Here is a 15,638-nt window from a genome sequence, read left to right on the forward strand (position 1 = left end):
ACCGGCCTCGGACGAATCTACCTGCGGGCGCTGACACGGCCGGGGCACGGGGCCGCGGGCCGGGGCCGGGACCCGGAGGGTTCACCGCGTGTTTCCCCTGGGGAACCCGGTCGCATCATGGGCTGGAAGCCGCACATACCCCGGGGTTCGTGATTCCAACCACTTCTTGGTCCTTGCGGGGTGCGTACCCGGTTACGCGAGGGGGCCGTCGTCCGGGTTCGCGCCATTCACTCCACTCTGGCCGTTTTCTTCTTCCTCGTCGGTTTCGGCCAGTACAGGCGAGGCGTGGTGCGACCAGATCTTCCAGCCGACTGGTGTGCGCCGGAACACGTTGGTGGCGACGACGAGCTGTCCGACCAGGGGGCCGAGTTCCGCGCCGTCCGCCGGGGCCGGGCCGCCGCTGAGGATGTTCTCGGTGCAGGTCACCAGGGCCGTGTCACCGGTGACGGAGACGTGCACGTCGGTGAGGAAGAACTGGATGTAGTCGGTGCTCGCCATGATCAGCGCGTACGACCTCAGCACCTCGCCGCGGCCGGTGAGCACCGGCCAGCCGGGGTGCACGCAGGAGACCACGCCGGTGTCCGCCGGGTCGTGGTACTCCTCGTCGACGCCCAGGTCGGAGGGCGTGAGCCAGAGCGAGGACAGTTCCTCGAAGTCACCGCGTTCCATCGCCTCGTAGAAGGCGGTGTTGGCGGCCTCCACCTGCTCGACGTCGGTGTGGGGGGCGCTCACCGGGCTCCTTCCACGGCCCGTGCGACCCGTACCGCGTCCGCTGTGGCGTGTACCTCGTGCACGCGCACCGCCCATGCGCCGGCGTGCGCCGCGAGCGCGGAGACGGCGGCCGTGGCGGCGTCGCGCTCGCGGGCCGGCGGGGGTGCCTCCTGGGGTCCGGCGAGGACGCGCCCGAGGAACCGTTTGCGGGAGGCGGCGACGAGCAGGGGGTGTCCGAGGACGTGCAGGCGGTCGAGGTGGGCGAGGAGGGTGAGGTCGTGGTCGGCCTCCTTGGAGAAGCCGAGGCCGGGGTCGACGACGATGCGGTCGGGGGCGATGCCGCCCTCCAGTACGGCCTGCACGCGCGCGTGCAGTTCGTCCACGACTTCGGCGACGACGTCCTCGTACCTGCCCTTGACGTTGCCGCCCTGGAGGAAGCCGCGCCAGTGCATGACGACGAAGGGGGCGCCGGCGGCGGCGACCACGGGGATCATCGCGGGGTCGGCGAGGCCGCCGCTGACGTCGTTGACGAGGGCGGCGCCGGCGGCGAGGGCCTGTTCGGCGACGGAGGCGCGCATGGTGTCGACGGAGACGACGACGCCTTCGGAGGCGAGGACGCGGACGACGGGGATGACGCGCCTGAGCTCCTCGGCCTCGTCGACGCGGGTGGCGCCGGGGCGGGTGGACTCGCCGCCGACGTCGACCAGGTCGGCGCCCTCGGCGACCAGGGCCAGGCCGTGCTTGACGGCGACGGTGGTGTCGAACCAGCGGCCGCCGTCGGAGAAGGAGTCGGGGGTCACGTTCACGACACCCATGACCGCGCACCGGTCCCATGCCGGAAGGCCTGTCACCCGGCCGCGCCCGCTGAGGTTGTTCATACGTTCAGCGTAGGCCCAGGCCGGTGCCGTGAACGCGCCGCGGCCCGGGCGGAAGCCCCCGTGCTGGAGGGGGTGGGGGCTTCCGCCCGGGCCGGTCAGGGGCCGGGCCGGGCTCGGTGCGGGCCTTGGCCGGGGTCAGGCGGCTCGGACGTCGTGTTCCGCCACCGAGTGCGCGCAGGGGCGAGCGGCGGACGCCCTGCGCCGGCGCAGGAAGCGCGGGAGCGGAAGGGCGACGTTGACGAAGCCCTCGGCCTGCATGACGGCGAAGCCGATGCGCGGCAGGTCGGCGGAGGCGCGATAGACCATGAACCGCGGCTCCCAGCGGGGCTGGAACTTGGCGTTGAACTTGTACAGCGACTCGATCTGGAACCAGCGGGAGAGGAAGACCAGCAGTCCGCGCCAGGCGCGCAGCACCGGGCCGGCGCCGATCTTCTCCCCGCGCGCGAGGGCCGAGCGGAACATCGCGAAGTTGAGCGAGATCCGGGTGATGCCGAACTTCGGGGCGGCCTGGAGGGCGGCGACGATCAGCAGTTCGTTCATGCCGGGGTCGGCGCTGCGGTCGCGGCGCATCAGCTCCAGGGAGACGCCGTCCTCGCCCCAGGGCACGAAGTGCAGGATCGCCTTCAGGTCGCCGTACTCGCCGGGCTCGTCGTCGGCCTTGTGGGCGGTGGCGATCAGACAGTCGCTGTCGGCCGGGTCGCCGACGCGGCCAAGCGCCATGGAGAAGCCGCGCTCGGTGTCGGTGCCGCGCCAGTCCTCCGCGGCCCGGCGGATGCGCTCCAGCTCGGCTTCGCCGAGGTCACGGATGCGCCGTACCCGGGTTTCGTAGCCGGCCCGCTCGATGCGCTTGACCATCTGGCGCACGTTGCGCATCGCGCGTCCGGCGAGCGAGAAATCCGCCACGTCGACCACCGCCTCGTCGCCCAGTTCCAGGGCGTCGAGGCCGGTCTCGCGAGTCCACACCTCGCCGCCCGTCTCCGAGCAGCCCACGACCGCGGGGGTCCAGGAGTGAGCCTTGGCCTCGTCCATGAAGCGCTCGATGGCGCCGGGCCAGGCCTCGACGTCGCCGATCGGGTCGCCGCTGGCGAGCATCACGCCGGAGACGACACGGTAGGTGACCGCCGCCTTGCCGCTGGGCGAGAAGACGACCGCCTTGTCGCGGCGCAGCGCGAAGTGGCCGAGGGAGTCGCGGCCGCCGTGCTTGGCGAGCAGGTCGCGCAGCCGGGACTCGTCCTCCTCGGTGAGGCGGGCGGCCGGGTGTTCGGGGCGGAAGGCGAGGTAGATGGTGGTGACCGCGGTCAGCCAGCCGAGGGCGCCGAGGGAGAAGGCGACCGTCCAGGAGGTGTTGCCGGCGTAGTCCACGGGGCCTTCGAAGCCGAACAGGCCGTAGACGACGTGCGTCAGCCGGTCGGCCACGCTCGGGTCGCCGACCATGCGGTTCGGATGGACGCTGACGATGACCATGCCGAGGGCGAGGGAACCGGCGCTCATGAGGACGAAGTTGGCGAGCGCACGCCAGCGGCTGCGGGGGTCGGGCAGGGCCGCGAACTCGGCGCGGTGGCGCAGCAGCGGTACCAGGAGCGCCACCGAGATGAGCATGCCGATGAGCGAGTGCCGGTACACGAACTCCGCCGCCGCGCCCGCCGGGAGGAGCGCGACCGCGGCGCGCCAGGCCCGGCGCTTGCGCCGTTTGAGCCCGTGCGCGAGCAGCAGCAACAGCACGCCGGCGCTGAGCGAGAGCGCCGCCGCGAAAGGCCCGAAGGAACCGGGCAGTACCTCGGCTATGGCGTGCATACGGCTGTGACGGAAGCGCGGGAACACCCCCGCGGCAATGTCCACAACGCCCACGACGGCGCACGCCCTGGCGACCAGAGCGGGAACGGCCTCGGGGCGCGGGCCGCGCAATATGCGCCGCGCCCGGCTTGATCGGCTCGGAACCCCGCCCGACATTTCCCCATCTATCCTGACAGACATCGCATCCCGTAGTTCTGCGAGAGACCTTGAACCCGGTGCCGATCGGGGCATCCGGCGACATTGCGCCCTCTAGGACGGTGTCACGGGGAGAGAGGTTCACTCCCCACCGGAAAGTCGGGTCAAAGGCCAAGGAAAGCCCCGGGCAAGCCCTTGTAACGAAGTGCGGGCGCGCGACGGGCAGAAAGCGCAGGCAGGAACAGCCCATGGGTCTCACGAGCAATAAGGTGCTGGTACTGGCGATCGTGATCGCCGTGGTGCTGTTCGTCGGCACGGTGTGGCTGTGGCCACGGCTGGCCAGGCAGAGCTGGCGGACCATCAGCGGACGTGTCGGCCTGCTGCTGGCCACACAGCTGGCCCTCTTCTCCTCCCTGGGGATCGCCGCCAACCAGGCTTTCGGTTTCTACGCCAGCTGGGCGGACCTCTTCGGCAAGGAGACCGACCAGGGTGTCGTCATCGACCACACCGCCAACGGCGGGTCGGGAGGGCCCCTCCAAGTGGTGTCCTCGTCGGGTGTGAAGGGTGTCAGGGGTTCGCGGCCGGAGACGGGCGGGCAGATCCAGAAGGTCGACATAGTGGGCCGCAAGACCCACATCGCCACACCGGCGTACGTCTACCTGCCGCCGGAGTACTTCCAGCCGCAGTACCGCACGCGTACGTTCCCGGCGGCCGTGGTGCTGACCGGCTACCCCGGTACGGCGCAGGCGCTGGTGGACAAGCTGCACTACCCGCGTACGGCGCAGCAGCTGGCCAAGAACGGGCGGATGCAGCCGATGATCCTGGTGATGATGCGGCCGACCGTGGCGCCGCCGCGCGACACGGAGTGCGTGGACATCCCGGGCGGGCCGCAGACGGAAACGTTTTTTGCCAAGGATCTGCCGGAGGCCGTCCTCGCGCACTACCGAGTGGGCAAGCGGCCCGGCAGCTGGGGCGTCGTCGGCGACTCCACCGGCGGCTACTGCGCCCTGAAGCTCGCCATGCACCACCCCGGCGTCTACGCGGCCGGTGCCGGTCTGTCGCCGTACTACAAGGCGCCGATCGACCCCACGACCGGTGATCTCTTCCGTGGTGACAGGAATCTGCAGAATCGTGCCGACCTGTGGTGGCTCCTGAAGCACGGGTCCGCGCCCGACACCTCGCTGCTGGTCACCAGCAGCAAGATCGGCGAACACAACTACAAGGACACGCTCAAGTTCATACAGCGGGTGCAGGCCACGAACGTGACACGGGTCTCGTCGATCATCCTGGACAGCGGCGGTCACAACTTCAACACCTGGCGGCGGGAGATCCCGGCGACCCTGCAGTGGCTCAGCGCACGGCTGAGCGACCGCTGAGCCGCCGGGCGCCTGATGCCCCGTGAAGCCTGCGGTGTGGCTGTGTTTTTACGGGGCGGGGGCCCACGATCCGCCTACGCGCGGTAAGTTTCTGGCCATGCCACGTGGACGCCACCGCCATTCCCCGCCTCTGCACCGGCTGTTGCCGCCGTCGGCGATCGCCGGCGTCTCCGTTGTCTGCGCGCTGGGTCCCTGGGCGTTCTCCGAGGCCACGGTGCTGCGCACGCTGGCCGCGGCCGCCGCGGCGACGGCGGTCGTCGGCGCGGTCGTGATGCGCCGCTGGGACACCTCGGCGGGCAAGCAGGTCGCCGACCTCACGCGCGCGCGTGCCAGCGACGAGTGGCGCAGCGAGGAGCGGGTCGCCGAACTGGAGACCGACCTGGAGGAGTCGCGCGAGCTGCGCACCAAGCTGGAGCAGCGGCTGCGCGCCAAGCGCGCGGAGCTGGCCGGGCTGCGCAACGAGCACGCGGCTCTGCTGCGCCGCTACGCCACGGCGGAGACCGAGCGCGCGAGCGCCCTGGAGGGACGCCGGCTGCTGGAGATGGAGGCGGCCGAGCCGTCCGGTTCCCTCGCACTGCCGCCCGCGCGCAGCGCCGAATCGCAGGCGCCTCAGGAACCGGCCGAGGACAAGCCGGGGTCCGGTGCGGTGTTCTCGCCCGAGGGTTCGCGGCTGTACCTGCGGGCCGCGGCGGCACTGGCCCGGTTCGCCTCCGGCGCTTCCGCCGAGAGCGAGTCGGCGAAGCCGTCCGCCGAGAGCGAGTCCACGAAGGCCGCCGTCGAGAGCGAGTCGGTGGAGGCCTCCACCGAGGGCGAGTCCGCAAAGCCGTCCGCCGAGCCCTCCGCCGAGACCGAGTCGGTGAAGCCGCTCGCCGGGTCCGAGCCGGTGAAGCCAGCTGCCGGGTCCCGGACCGCGGAGTCCGGGGTGACGCAGCCCGAGCCCGCTGCCAAAGGAGCAGGCGCTGGGGAAGCGCACCGTGTGAGGGAGACGGCCGAGGCTCCCCGGAGCGAAGGAGGGGCCCTGGAAGGCGGGGCTCAGGAGGACGAGGCGCAGGGGCAGTCCGAGGCGGCCGACCCGCACGCGCGCGCGGCCGCCGCCCCGACGGCACCGGCCGAGCCCGCACAGTCCGCGGGGCAGCAGGGCGCCGGGCACTTCACGGTGCCGACCGCGGTGGCCGTCGTACCGGCCGCGCCCGCCCGCCCGGTGGTCGAGGGCGGGTTCGACTTCTTCGGCACCCAGAAGCAGACCTCGTCCGCCGCGCTGGACTCCGTGCAGAACGAGGACCTCGCGGACGTCGTCGGCCAGGAGGCCCTCGCGCTGCACAAGGCCGAGACCGAGGCCCAGTTCAAGCCTGCAGGCGCGGAGTCGCGCGGAATAGGCCAGGTTATCGACCTGACGGCGCACGACGAGACGGAGCAGATCGACCTCCAGGGGCTGCGCAGCGCGGCTTCCTGAGACCTCGCCAGGCACAGGGCCCGGTTCACCCGCGAGGGGTGGGCCGGGCTCAGGCCATCCAGCGATCCGGGCGGGCCTCCCTGCGGCCGGTGCGGGACCGCTCCGCCTGGGCGCGCAGCAGCCGCTCGGCCTCCTCGGCGTCCCGCAGACGGGCCGTGACGGTCTTGTCGGCGCCGGTGTCCACATGGACGTCGGCGAGCCGCCACAGGCGCTCCCAGGGCCCCTGGGTGAGCCGTACGCTCTGGACCTTGGCGTGCGGGACCAGGGCCAGGCGGCGACGCAGCAGACCGTGCCGGGCGGCGAACACCGTGTCGGTGACCGCGAGGCCGTGTCCGCGCCACCACACCGGCACACACCACCGGGCCCGCCGCGGCGGCCGCGACAGCGCCGCCGGAACGGTCACGCCGGGCAGCACGCGCGCTATGACCGACTCGGCGACCGCGCGCGGGGCGACCGGCACCAGCACGGAGTTGTCGGATCCGGCCACGTCCAGTTCCACCCGTACCCAGCCGCGCCGCCGCCACAGCAGCGGCTCCACGATCCGCACGGTCTGCACCCGCCCCGGCGGCACCGTCTCGTGCGCGCGGTCGAGCAGCCCGTGGTCGATGCGCAGCCCGTCCGGGGACTCCCCGACCGTCCAGTCGTACTCGGCGACGAACCGCCCCGCGCTGCTCGCGCCCGCCGCGCCGAGCAGCGGCAGTCCGGTGGCGAGGACCGTCCACACGCTCTGGGTGGCGAGCCACAGCACGGGCGGTACGACGAGGGCGGCGGTCAGGGAGCCCCAGGTGGCGCCCGTCAGCACCAGGGAGAGCGCCAGCTCGCGCGGGGGCACGTGCAGCAGCTCGTGCGCGGGCGCCTCGCCGACTTCCTGCGCCGTCTCGGGCGCGAAACCCGCCGCGCGCGCGAGGAGTTCCGCGCGCAGGGCGCGGGCCTCCCGCTCGCCCAGAAAGGCGAGTTCGTCCTTCTTGTCCGTTCCGACGACGTCGATCCGCAGCTTGGCGACGCCCGCCACGCGCGCGAGGAGCGGCCGCGTGACGTCGACCGCCTGGATGCGTTCCAGCCGGATGTGCGCGGTGCGCCGGAACAGCAGGCCGGTGCGTATGCGCAGTTCGGTGTCGGTGACCGCGAAGTGCGTGAACCACCAGGACAGGAAGCCGTAGAGGCCGGCCGCCGGGACCAGCACGGCGAGCCCGACGAGGAGCATGGTGGAGGTCAGCCGCTGCAACTGCTCGTGCGCCCCGTTCGGGTCGTGCACGGCCCAGCCGGCGAGTACGGTGACCGGCGCCCACGCCCGCCGGAAGGGCGTGACAGGGTGCAGCCGCCTCTCGGCGACGGGCGGGCGCGCCGGTACGTCGTCGAGGTCCGGAATCGTCACAGTCCCGCCGATCGGGCCTCGCCCAGCTCCGTGAGCCGGTCGCGCAGCCGCTCCGCCTCGGCCGGGTCCAGCCCCGGGATGGTCGCGTCGGTCGCCGCGGCCGCGGTGTGCAGCTGCACGCTGGCCAGCCCGAAGTACCGCTCGACGGGGCCCGAGGTGACCTCCACCAGCTGCATCCGCCCGTACGGCACCACGGTCTCCTCGCGCCACAGGACACCCCGGCTGATCAGCAGGTCGTCGGCGCGCTCGGCATACCGCCAGGAGCGCCAGTTGCGGCCCAGCAGCCGCCAGCCCCATGCGGCCAGGGCCAGGGGGAGCAGCGCGAAGGCGGCCCAGGCCGGCCCCACGAGCAGGCCGGGCAGCAGCCCCGCCGCGAGGGCCAGCACGCCCGTCCACGTCACCAGCAGCAGTCGTCGCATGCGCAGCAGGCCGGGCGGCAGCCCCCGCCAGACCGGCTCGTCCCCCGCCACCCCGGTCTCTTCCGGGCTCCCCGTTTCCATGGGGCCAGCGTACGTAGGGGAAACTGGGTCCATGACTGCGACGGAGACCACGGTCGGGATCGGCGGAGCCGCCGAGAGCACCGACATGGTGCTCAACATCGGCCCCCAGCATCCGTCCACGCACGGTGTGCTGCGGCTCAAGCTGGTGCTGGACGGGGAGCGCATCCGGCACGCGGAGCCGGTGATCGGCTACATGCACCGGGGCGCGGAGAAGCTCTTCGAGGCGCGCGACTACCGGCAGATCATCATGCTCGCCAACCGCCACGACTGGCTGTCGGCGTTCTCGAACGAGCTGGGCGTGGTCCTCGCCGTGGAGCGGATGCTCGGCATGGAGGTCCCCGAGCGCGCGGTGTGGACGCGCACGCTGCTCGCCGAGCTGAACCGGGTCCTGAACCACCTGATGTTCCTCGGGTCGTACCCGCTGGAGCTGGGCGGGATCACGCCCGTCTTCTACGCGTTCCGGGAGCGCGAGGTGCTCCAGAACGTCATGGAGGAGGTCTCCGGCGGGCGCATGCACTACATGTTCAACCGTGTGGGCGGCCTCAAGGAGGACCTGCCGGCCGGGTGGAGTGCACGCGCGCGTGCCGCGGTCGCCGCGGTGCGCTCCCGCATGGACGTCTTCGACGACCTGGTGCTCGGCAACGAGATCTTCCGGGGGCGCACGCGGGGCGTGGGGACGCTTGCGCCTGAGACCGTGCACGCCTACGGCGTGAGCGGGCCCATCGCGCGCGCCTCCGGCGTCGACTTCGACCTGCGGCGCGACGAGCCGTACCTGGCCTACCCGGAGCTTCAGGACACGCTGAAGGTCGTCACCCGCGGCGAGGGCGACTGTCTCGCCCGCTTCGAGTGCCTGCTGGAGCAGACCCACAACGCGCTGGACCTCGCCGACGCCTGCCTGGACCGGCTCGCAGAGCTGTCGCCCGGACCGATCAACCAGCGGCTGCCCAAGGTGCTCAAGGCGCCCGAGGGGCACACGTACGCGTGGACCGAGAACCCGCTCGGCATCAACGGCTACTACCTGGTCAGCAAGGGCGAGAAGACCCCGTACCGGCTGAAGCTGCGCTCGGCGTCGTACAACAACATCCAGGCGCTGACCGAGCTGCTGCCGGGGACGCTGGTGGCGGACATGGTGGCGATCCTCGGGTCGATGTTCTTCGTGGTCGGAGACATCGACAAGTAGGGGCGAGCAGGGGCAGCCAGGACGGCTCTAGGCGTCCCGCGGGAGCGGGTCCGGAATTCCAACCGGCTGGAGCAGCCAGCCGAAGCCGCCGAGGCCGCCGGGAGCGGTGAGTTCGGCGGCCTCGCCGGCGCTTGCGAGGGCGCGTACGTAGGCCGCGGGGTCCGTGGAGGCGAGCGCGAGCGGGGGGCGTGCGCCGGTGAGGTCCAGGGCGTGCAAGGCGGCGCGTTGCGTGAGAAGGCGCGCGGCGGGGAGTGCGCGCGCTGTGCCGGGGGACGTGCAAGCCGGATCGGGCGACGTGTGCGCCGTGTCAGAGGGCGTGTGCGCTGTGTGGGCGGTACCTGAGGGCGTGTGGGCGGTGCCCGAGGGCGTGCGTGTCGTGCCGGCCGCCGTGCGCGCGGCCGCGCATGCGTCAAGCGCGACATGCGCCGTGATGTCGCACGAGCCGTCCGGCACGGGCGCCGTCTCGCGGCCCTCCCGGAAGCCGGTGAGCGTCCCGAACGGGGGGCGCGCGTCCGTGGTGTGCGCGTAGTCCACGGCCACCGCGAGCCCCTGCACCACCCGGTCCACCGCCGCCGCCCACGCCAGGTCCCTGGGCAGCCCGATCTCCGCGCGCAGTCCCTCCTCGGCCGGCAGCGGCCACCACCGTGCCAGCCAGTCCGCCGCCACGCCCGACACGGGCTCCCCGAGCCGCTCGGTGCCGTCCGCCGCGACGAGCACCAGCCGGGGCACACCCGCCGAGTCCACCTCGGCGACGTCCACCGGCACGTTGTCCAGCCACTCGTTGGCGAACAGCAGCCCGGTGATCGCGTCCGGGGGTTCGCTCAGCCAGGTGATCCGTGCGTCGAGCCCGGCCGGGCGGTCGGCGACCTCGACGGCGTACCCGCGCGCGCGGGCGGCGACATCGGCCGGGAGGGCGGCGAGCACGCCGGTGACCAGCTCGCCCCGCCCTGCTCCCAGGTCGACGAAGTCCAGCGTCGCGGGCCGCCCCAGCGCCTGGTCGACCCGGCACAGCAGCCGGGCCACGGCCCGTGCGAACAGCGGGGACGCGTGCACGGACGTACGGAAGTGTCCGGCCGGGCCCTCGGGCCGCCGGTAGAAGCCGGCGGGCCCGTACAGCGCCGCCTCGGCCGCCGCGCGCCAGCCGCGTCCGTCCCCGGGCGGCGCTTCCGCTTCCCTCGCCGTCTCATCCGTCACCGGAACAGACTAGGCGCACAGGTGATCACTGCCTCCACCTTGCGGAGTACGCGCGCCGGGCGCGGATCGGCCCTCCGGTTGACCCCTGCACCTATCGCACTTCCCTACTCTGGGTTACGTGCAGCGCCTCTATGACTTCCTCCGCAGGCACCCGACGTGGGTCGACAGCTTCTGGGCCGTCGCCCTGTTCGGGATCTCCGGCGTGAGCGTGTCCAACCTGAACGGGGCGCCGAACCACCACATGTCGCTCGTCCCGGGCCTGGCGGTGTCCGCCGTCCTGTGCCTCGTCGTGGCGCTGCGCCGCCGCTTCCCGGAGCCGATGCTGCTGCTGGCCCTCGCGGCCGGGCTGGTCCAGCTGGTCCTGGACATCGAGACGACCGCCGCCGACTTCGCCATGCTGGTGATCACCTACACGGTCGCCGCGGTCGGGGCGCGCTGGGCCTCCAGGCTCTCGCTCGTGGTCAGCCTGTCCGCGGCGGCCCTGGCGCAGATCCGCTGGCCGGACGAGCAGAGCAGCATGCCGGGGAAGATCGCGGTCGTGGTGTTCCAGACCGTGCCCTTCGCCCTGGCCTGGGTGCTCGGCGACTCCATGCGCACCCGCCGCGCCTACTTCGCCCAGCTGGAGGAGCGCGCCGCCCGGCTGGAGAAGGAGCGCGAGGCGCAGGCCAAGGTGGCGGTCGCCGCCGAGCGCGCCCGGATCGCGCGCGAGCTGCACGACGTCGTCGCGCACAACGTGTCGGTGATGGTGGTCCAGGCCGACGGCGCCGCCTACGTCCTCGACGCCGCCCCCGACCAGGCGAAGAAGGCCCTGGAGACGATCTCCTCCACCGGCCGCCAGGCCCTCGCCGAGATGCGCCGCCTGCTCGGCGTACTGCGCACCGGGGAGCACCAGGAGAGCGGGGAGTACGTCCCGCAGCCGGACGTCGAGCAGATCGACGACCTCATCGAACAGTGCCGCAGCTCCGGCCTCCCTGTCGACTTCAAGGTCGAGGGCACCCCGCGCCCGCTGCCCAGCGGAGTGGAGCTGACCGCGTACCGCATCGTGCAGGAGGCGCTCACCAACACCCGCAAGCACGGCGGGCCGAACGCGGGCGCGAGCGTGCGGCTGGTCTACTTCGACGACGGGCTCGGCCTGCTCGTCGAGGACGACGGCAAGGGCGCCCCGCACGAGCTGTACGAGGAGGGCGGCGCCGACGGCCAGGGGCACGGCCTGATCGGCATGCGCGAGCGGGTCGGCATGGTCGGCGGCACCCTGGACGCGGGCCCGCGCCCGGGCGGAGGATTCCGCATCAGCGTGCTGCTCCCGCTCAAACCGGCGCACTGACATCGCCGTGCGCCCCTGTTGGTACCTGTAACACCCCCGGCCCCGCCCGCCCGAACGAAAGAGACCCGATGACGATCCGCGTGATGCTCGTCGACGACCAGGTGCTGCTGCGCACCGGGTTCCGGATGGTGCTCGCCGCCCAGCCGGACATGGAGGTCGTCGCGGAGGCGGGCGACGGCGTCGAGGCCCTCCAGGTGGTGCGCTCCACCGCCGTCGACGTCGTCCTGATGGACGTCCGTATGCCGAAGCTGGACGGCGTGGAGGCCACCCGGCGGATCTGCGCGGAGCCCAATCCCCCGAAGGTGCTGATCCTGACCACCTTCGACCTGGACGAGTACGCCTTCTCCGGGCTGAAGGCGGGCGCCTCCGGCTTCATGCTCAAGGACGTGCCGCCCGGCGAGCTGCTGGCGGCCATCCGTGCCGTGCACAGCGGCGACGCGGTCGTGGCCCCGTCCACCACCCGGCGCCTGCTGGACCGGTTCGCGCCGATGCTGCCCTCCGCCGGCAAGGAGCCCCAGCACAAGGAGCTGGAGCGGCTCACCGGCCGGGAGCGCGAGGTCATGGTGCTGGTCGCGCAGGGGCTGTCCAACGGCGAGATCGCGGCCCGGCTGGTGCTGTCCGAGGCGACGGTGAAGACCCATGTGGGCCGCATCCTGACCAAGCTCGGCCTCAGGGACCGGGTGCAGGTGGTGGTGCTGGCCTACGAGACGGGGCTGGTGCGGGCCGGCGGCCACGGCTGACGCCCCGCGGCCCTGAAGGGGCGCGGGGCTGTATCGCTATGCGGCTCCGCCGCGCGGGCGCGACCAGCCACGACGGTGCCGCAGGCGATCGACGGCACATCGCGCCCCGCGGCGGAGCCGCATAGCGGCACAGCAAGCGGAGCGCCTAGCGCAGGACGCCCTCGATGAAGTCACTGCCCAGGCGGGCCACCGCGGACAGGTCCAGCTGGTGGCGGACGTACCGGCCGCGGCGGCCGCTGGTGATCAGGCCCGCCTTCTTCAGCACCGCCAGGTGCCGGGATATCTCGGGGGCGGACATGCCGTGCGCGTCCGCCAGTTCGCTCGTGGTGTGCGGGGCGCGGGCCAGATGGCGGCACAGCCGCATGCGCACCGGGTGGGCCAGCGCCTCCATACGGCGCGTGAGCTGTTCCACGGACGGCGTCTGCGGGCGGGAGTCGCTGACGGGATAGGTGATCGTGGGCTGCCAGCCGTACCGGTGCAGGACCATCACATGCGGCCAGCCGAGGCTGGTCGGCACCAGCACCAGGCCGCCGTCGCCGGTCGCCGTGCGGCCCACCAGGAGCTTGTCCACGGTGATGAGGCCGGCCTCCTCGTCCAGCGAGATGGCACCGGAGAGCGAGGAGAGGGCCTCGCCGAGGCCCTTGCGGCGCAGCAGCTCGGTCTTGTGCCGGGCGTCCGCCGCGAGCTGGGGCTGGAGCCGGGCCCAGGTGTCGGCGAAGAAGGCCTCGTCGCAGTCGAGCATCAGCTGCCGGAACCAGGCGCGGATGGCCGGCGGGTCCTCCAGGAGCCGACGGGTGAACCGCTCCTGGACGGCACCGCGCGCGGCGGCCAGCTCCAGGGAGCGGCGGCGCAGCTCCGGGTCCTCGAGCGGACCGGGCTCCGCGACGTCGTAGCGCAGCTGGCAGGTGAACTCCAGGGCTGCGTGGACGAACTGTTCGTCCGTCAGCTTGTCCAGCTGGTCCAGTTCCGCCGTGAGGGTGGCGCCCGGCTGCTCGCGCCCGCCGGGGATTCCGGCGAACGGCGCGAAGACGTCGGAGAACGTCATGCGCCACAGGAAGTCCGCCTCGCACAGCCGGTCGGCCAGGCCCGGGTCCAGCCGGGTCGACACGGCGGTGGCCCAGCCCTGCAACTGCGGGTGATGGCCGGGCTCGCTGAGCGCGTGCAGGGCCATCCCCAGCTCCGCCAGCGGAGAGGGCACGACGGCAACCCGCTCCGGCGGCAGCCCGGTGATGTCGATGGTCACGCTCATGTCCCCATGGTGCACCCGCCCACTGACAGCCCTCCCGTCGATTGACGGCAGCCGTCAATCGACGGGACATCCGCTCTGAGCAGGAGCAATCTGAGGACACCGGGGCAGCCGCGGAGCCCGATCAGTCACCGAGCGGTCGGTGATCAGTCCACGTCCCGAGAAGGCGATCCGCCATGAGCATCACCCAGCAGTACCTCCTCGACACCTACCGCGCTCGCCTGCACGGCGAGCCCGAGCCGCCCGCGCCGGGCCGTCACGACCTCGACGCGATGCGCGAGTTGCGCGAGTACCGGCGCTTTCGCGCGGTCCTCGCCGAGCGCCCGGCGCACGGGCGGCTACGGCAGGTCCTGGAGCGCTGGCTGCGCCCGCGCGCGCTCGGCTAGGCCTCGGCTAGGGCACGGCTAGGCCTTGTCCGGCAGACGGTCCACGAAGTCCCGCACGGCCGCGCGGACGTCGTCGGCCGTCCACTCCAGGCCCGAGGCACGGACGACAACCTCCGTGAAGGCCAGGCCGGGCCCTGCGGAGTCCCAGGCGTTCGCGAAGAGCATCACCGAGGTCTCCTCGCCCTGGCGCACGGCCGCCTCGGCCACCACGTCCGGTTCGTACGGCAGCCAGACCTGGAACTCGTGGGTGTGCGGCTGCTCCGGGTGGACGCGGGCCCAGGGCACCCCGGCCGCCGCGAACCCTTCACGCAGCGCGGCGGCCACCACGCGCGCGTGACGTACGAACTCGGGCAGCCGCGGCAGCTCACGGTCCAGGCCGATGAGCGCGGACAGGGCGGTCGGGAACTGCTGGAAGATCATGCCGCCGTACCGGTGCCGCCAGGTCTTCGCCTCCTCCACCAGCGTCCTCGGGCCGGCGAGCGCGGCGCCGCCGAACCCTCCGACGGACTTGTAGAACGACACGTAGACGCTGTCGGCCAGGCCCGCGATCTCCTCCAGGGGGCGCCCGAAGTGGTCCGTGCACTCCCACAGGCGCGCGCCGTCGAAGTGCACCACTGCGTCGCGCTCCCGCGCCGCCTCGACGACCTCGGTCAGTTCTTCCCAGGTGGGCAGCACGAAACCGGCGTCCCTGAGGGGCAGTTCCAGCATCAGCGCACCGAAGGGCTCTTCGAAGTCGCGTATCTCGGCTGCCGTGGGCTGCCGGGGCCCGCCGCCCACCCTGACCGGGCGCAGGCCGCTGACCTGGCTGAACGCCTGCCGCTCGTGCACCTCCGGGTGCGCCAGGGGATGCAGGGCAACCGTCGGGTTGCCGGTGCGGGCCGCCCAGCAGCGCAGGGCGACCTGCTGGGCCATCGTGCCCGTCGGGAAGAAGGCGGCGGCCTCCGTGCCCAGCAGCGCGGCGACCCGCTCCTCCAGGGCGGCCACGATCCGGTTGCCGTAGACGTCGGCCGGCTCGTCCAGGTCGTACACCCCGTCCCCCGCCTCCGTCAGATGCGCGAGACGTTCGCGGATCGTGGCTCCCCAGCCCCCGCGGGACAGCGTGCGCCGCGCCTGCCGCTGGGCGGCCGCGCGCCGTTCCCGCAACTGCTCCAGTGCCGGTCGTTCCCCGCCCTGCCGGGTGTCCTGCTCAGTGCCCTGTCCTGCCGTGTCAGTCATGGCGTGGATGATGCCGCGCCGCACCGGCGAGGGCACCGGGATTTCCGCGCGGCGGCCGGGCCCGCAGGCGTGGCGAAACCCACAGCCTGTGGACAACCGATCGGCGCCGAACCGAGATAGCGTTAACATGA

General features: G+C 72.7%; 14 protein-coding genes. 6 read left to right on the forward strand and 8 right to left on the reverse strand.

Annotation, left to right across the window (positions count from 1 at the left end; genetic code table 11):
- Nucleotides 1-192: 192 nt before the first annotated feature.
- From AQI88_RS33065 to AQI88_RS33075, 3 genes are all read right to left on the reverse strand, one after another.
- On the reverse strand, nt 193-732 hold the full coding sequence (locus AQI88_RS33065) for a nuclear transport factor 2 family protein (protein ID WP_067006263.1): 540 nt from the start codon (nt 730-732) through the stop codon (nt 193-195).
- Entirely contained in the window at nt 729-1,589 is an 861-nt protein-coding gene (gene folP / locus AQI88_RS33070; RefSeq protein WP_079057963.1) for a dihydropteroate synthase, read from the reverse strand. The genes AQI88_RS33065 and folP overlap by 4 nt, the downstream gene beginning before the upstream one ends.
- Before the next feature lie 135 nt (nt 1,590-1,724).
- On the reverse strand, nt 1,725-3,539 hold the full coding sequence (locus tag AQI88_RS33075) for a phosphatidylglycerol lysyltransferase domain-containing protein (RefSeq protein WP_067006269.1): 1,815 nt from the start codon (nt 3,537-3,539) through the stop codon (nt 1,725-1,727).
- A 227-nt stretch (nt 3,540-3,766) separates the two neighbouring features.
- On the opposite strand from AQI88_RS33075, the gene AQI88_RS33080 reads away from it, so the two are divergent.
- Both AQI88_RS33080 and AQI88_RS33085 read left to right on the forward strand, forming a co-directional pair.
- On the forward strand, nt 3,767-4,894 hold the full coding sequence (locus AQI88_RS33080; protein ID WP_067006272.1) for an alpha/beta hydrolase: 1,128 nt from the start codon (nt 3,767-3,769) through the stop codon (nt 4,892-4,894).
- Nucleotides 4,895-4,991: 97 nt separating this feature from the next.
- On the forward strand, nt 4,992-6,347 hold the full coding sequence (locus AQI88_RS33085; protein ID WP_079057964.1) for a prolipoprotein diacylglyceryl transferase: 1,356 nt from the start codon (nt 4,992-4,994) through the stop codon (nt 6,345-6,347).
- Between the two features lie 49 nt (nt 6,348-6,396).
- Here the strand turns inward: AQI88_RS33085 and AQI88_RS33090 are convergent, their stop codons facing one another.
- Together AQI88_RS33090 and AQI88_RS33095 are read right to left on the reverse strand one after the other, a co-directional pair.
- On the reverse strand, nt 6,397-7,722 hold the full coding sequence (locus tag AQI88_RS33090; protein ID WP_067006275.1) for a PH domain-containing protein: 1,326 nt from the start codon (nt 7,720-7,722) through the stop codon (nt 6,397-6,399).
- Complete coding sequence (locus AQI88_RS33095; RefSeq protein WP_067006278.1) at nt 7,719-8,222, reverse strand: PH domain-containing protein; 504 nt, start codon at nt 8,220-8,222, stop codon at nt 7,719-7,721. The genes AQI88_RS33090 and AQI88_RS33095 overlap by 4 nt, the downstream gene beginning before the upstream one ends.
- A 31-nt stretch (nt 8,223-8,253) precedes the next feature.
- On the opposite strand from AQI88_RS33095, the gene AQI88_RS33100 reads away from it, so the two are divergent.
- Complete coding sequence (locus tag AQI88_RS33100; protein WP_067006281.1) at nt 8,254-9,402, forward strand: NADH-quinone oxidoreductase subunit D; 1,149 nt, start codon at nt 8,254-8,256, stop codon at nt 9,400-9,402.
- A gap of 27 nt (nt 9,403-9,429) precedes the next feature.
- Here the strand turns inward: AQI88_RS33100 and AQI88_RS33105 are convergent, their stop codons facing one another.
- Nucleotides 9,430-10,596, reverse strand: coding sequence for an SAM-dependent methyltransferase (locus AQI88_RS33105; RefSeq protein ID WP_208615975.1), 1,167 nt, complete (start codon nt 10,594-10,596; stop codon nt 9,430-9,432).
- Nucleotides 10,597-10,714: 118 nt separating this feature from the next.
- Here AQI88_RS33105 and AQI88_RS33110 point away from each other — a divergent pair, with 118 nt between their 5' ends.
- Nucleotides 10,715-11,920 (forward strand): sensor histidine kinase, encoded by a 1,206-nt coding sequence (locus AQI88_RS33110; protein WP_067006283.1) that lies wholly within the window; start codon nt 10,715-10,717, stop codon nt 11,918-11,920.
- Nucleotides 11,921-11,988: 68 nt separating this feature from the next.
- Nucleotides 11,989-12,660: a response regulator transcription factor gene (locus AQI88_RS33115; protein ID WP_067006286.1), complete on the forward strand. Its 672-nt coding sequence runs from the start codon at nt 11,989-11,991 to the stop codon at nt 12,658-12,660.
- A 145-nt stretch (nt 12,661-12,805) separates the two neighbouring features.
- Here AQI88_RS33115 and AQI88_RS33120 read toward each other — a convergent pair whose 3' ends face one another.
- Nucleotides 12,806-13,909 (reverse strand): DUF5937 family protein, encoded by a 1,104-nt coding sequence (locus AQI88_RS33120; protein ID WP_067006289.1) that lies wholly within the window; start codon nt 13,907-13,909, stop codon nt 12,806-12,808.
- 173 nt (nt 13,910-14,082) lie between these two features.
- Between AQI88_RS33120 and AQI88_RS33125 the strand changes: the two genes are divergently transcribed.
- Nucleotides 14,083-14,292 (forward strand): hypothetical protein, encoded by a 210-nt coding sequence (locus AQI88_RS33125; protein WP_067006292.1) that lies wholly within the window; start codon nt 14,083-14,085, stop codon nt 14,290-14,292.
- An 18-nt stretch (nt 14,293-14,310) separates the two neighbouring features.
- Here AQI88_RS33125 and AQI88_RS33130 read toward each other — a convergent pair whose 3' ends face one another.
- Nucleotides 14,311-15,507 (reverse strand): threonine aldolase family protein, encoded by a 1,197-nt coding sequence (locus AQI88_RS33130; protein WP_067006435.1) that lies wholly within the window; start codon nt 15,505-15,507, stop codon nt 14,311-14,313.
- Nucleotides 15,508-15,638: the final 131 nt, after the last annotated feature.

The sequence above is a fragment of the Streptomyces cellostaticus genome, from assembly GCF_001513965.1.
Classification (GTDB): Bacteria; Actinomycetota; Actinomycetes; order Streptomycetales; family Streptomycetaceae; genus Streptomyces; species Streptomyces cellostaticus.

Bases quoted from the DNA above. Each gene is read 5' to 3' on its own strand.
- AQI88_RS33095 (WP_067006278.1), bottom strand. From the start codon at position 8,222: ATGGAAACGGGGAGCCCGGAAGAGACCGGGGTGGCGGGGGACGAGCCG.
- folP (WP_079057963.1), bottom strand. From the start codon at position 1,589: ATGAACAACCTCAGCGGGCGCGGCCGGGTGACAGGCCTTCCGGCATGG.
- AQI88_RS33085 (WP_079057964.1), top strand. From the start codon at position 4,992: ATGCCACGTGGACGCCACCGCCATTCCCCGCCTCTGCACCGGCTGTTG.
- AQI88_RS33130 (WP_067006435.1), bottom strand. From the start codon at position 15,507: ATGACTGACACGGCAGGACAGGGCACTGAGCAGGACACCCGGCAGGGC.
- AQI88_RS33100 (WP_067006281.1), top strand. From the start codon at position 8,254: ATGACTGCGACGGAGACCACGGTCGGGATCGGCGGAGCCGCCGAGAGC.
- AQI88_RS33120 (WP_067006289.1), bottom strand. From the start codon at position 13,909: ATGAGCGTGACCATCGACATCACCGGGCTGCCGCCGGAGCGGGTTGCC.
- AQI88_RS33080 (WP_067006272.1), top strand. From the start codon at position 3,767: ATGGGTCTCACGAGCAATAAGGTGCTGGTACTGGCGATCGTGATCGCC.
- AQI88_RS33075 (WP_067006269.1), bottom strand. From the start codon at position 3,539: ATGTCGGGCGGGGTTCCGAGCCGATCAAGCCGGGCGCGGCGCATATTG.
- AQI88_RS33125 (WP_067006292.1), top strand. From the start codon at position 14,083: ATGAGCATCACCCAGCAGTACCTCCTCGACACCTACCGCGCTCGCCTG.
- AQI88_RS33115 (WP_067006286.1), top strand. From the start codon at position 11,989: ATGACGATCCGCGTGATGCTCGTCGACGACCAGGTGCTGCTGCGCACC.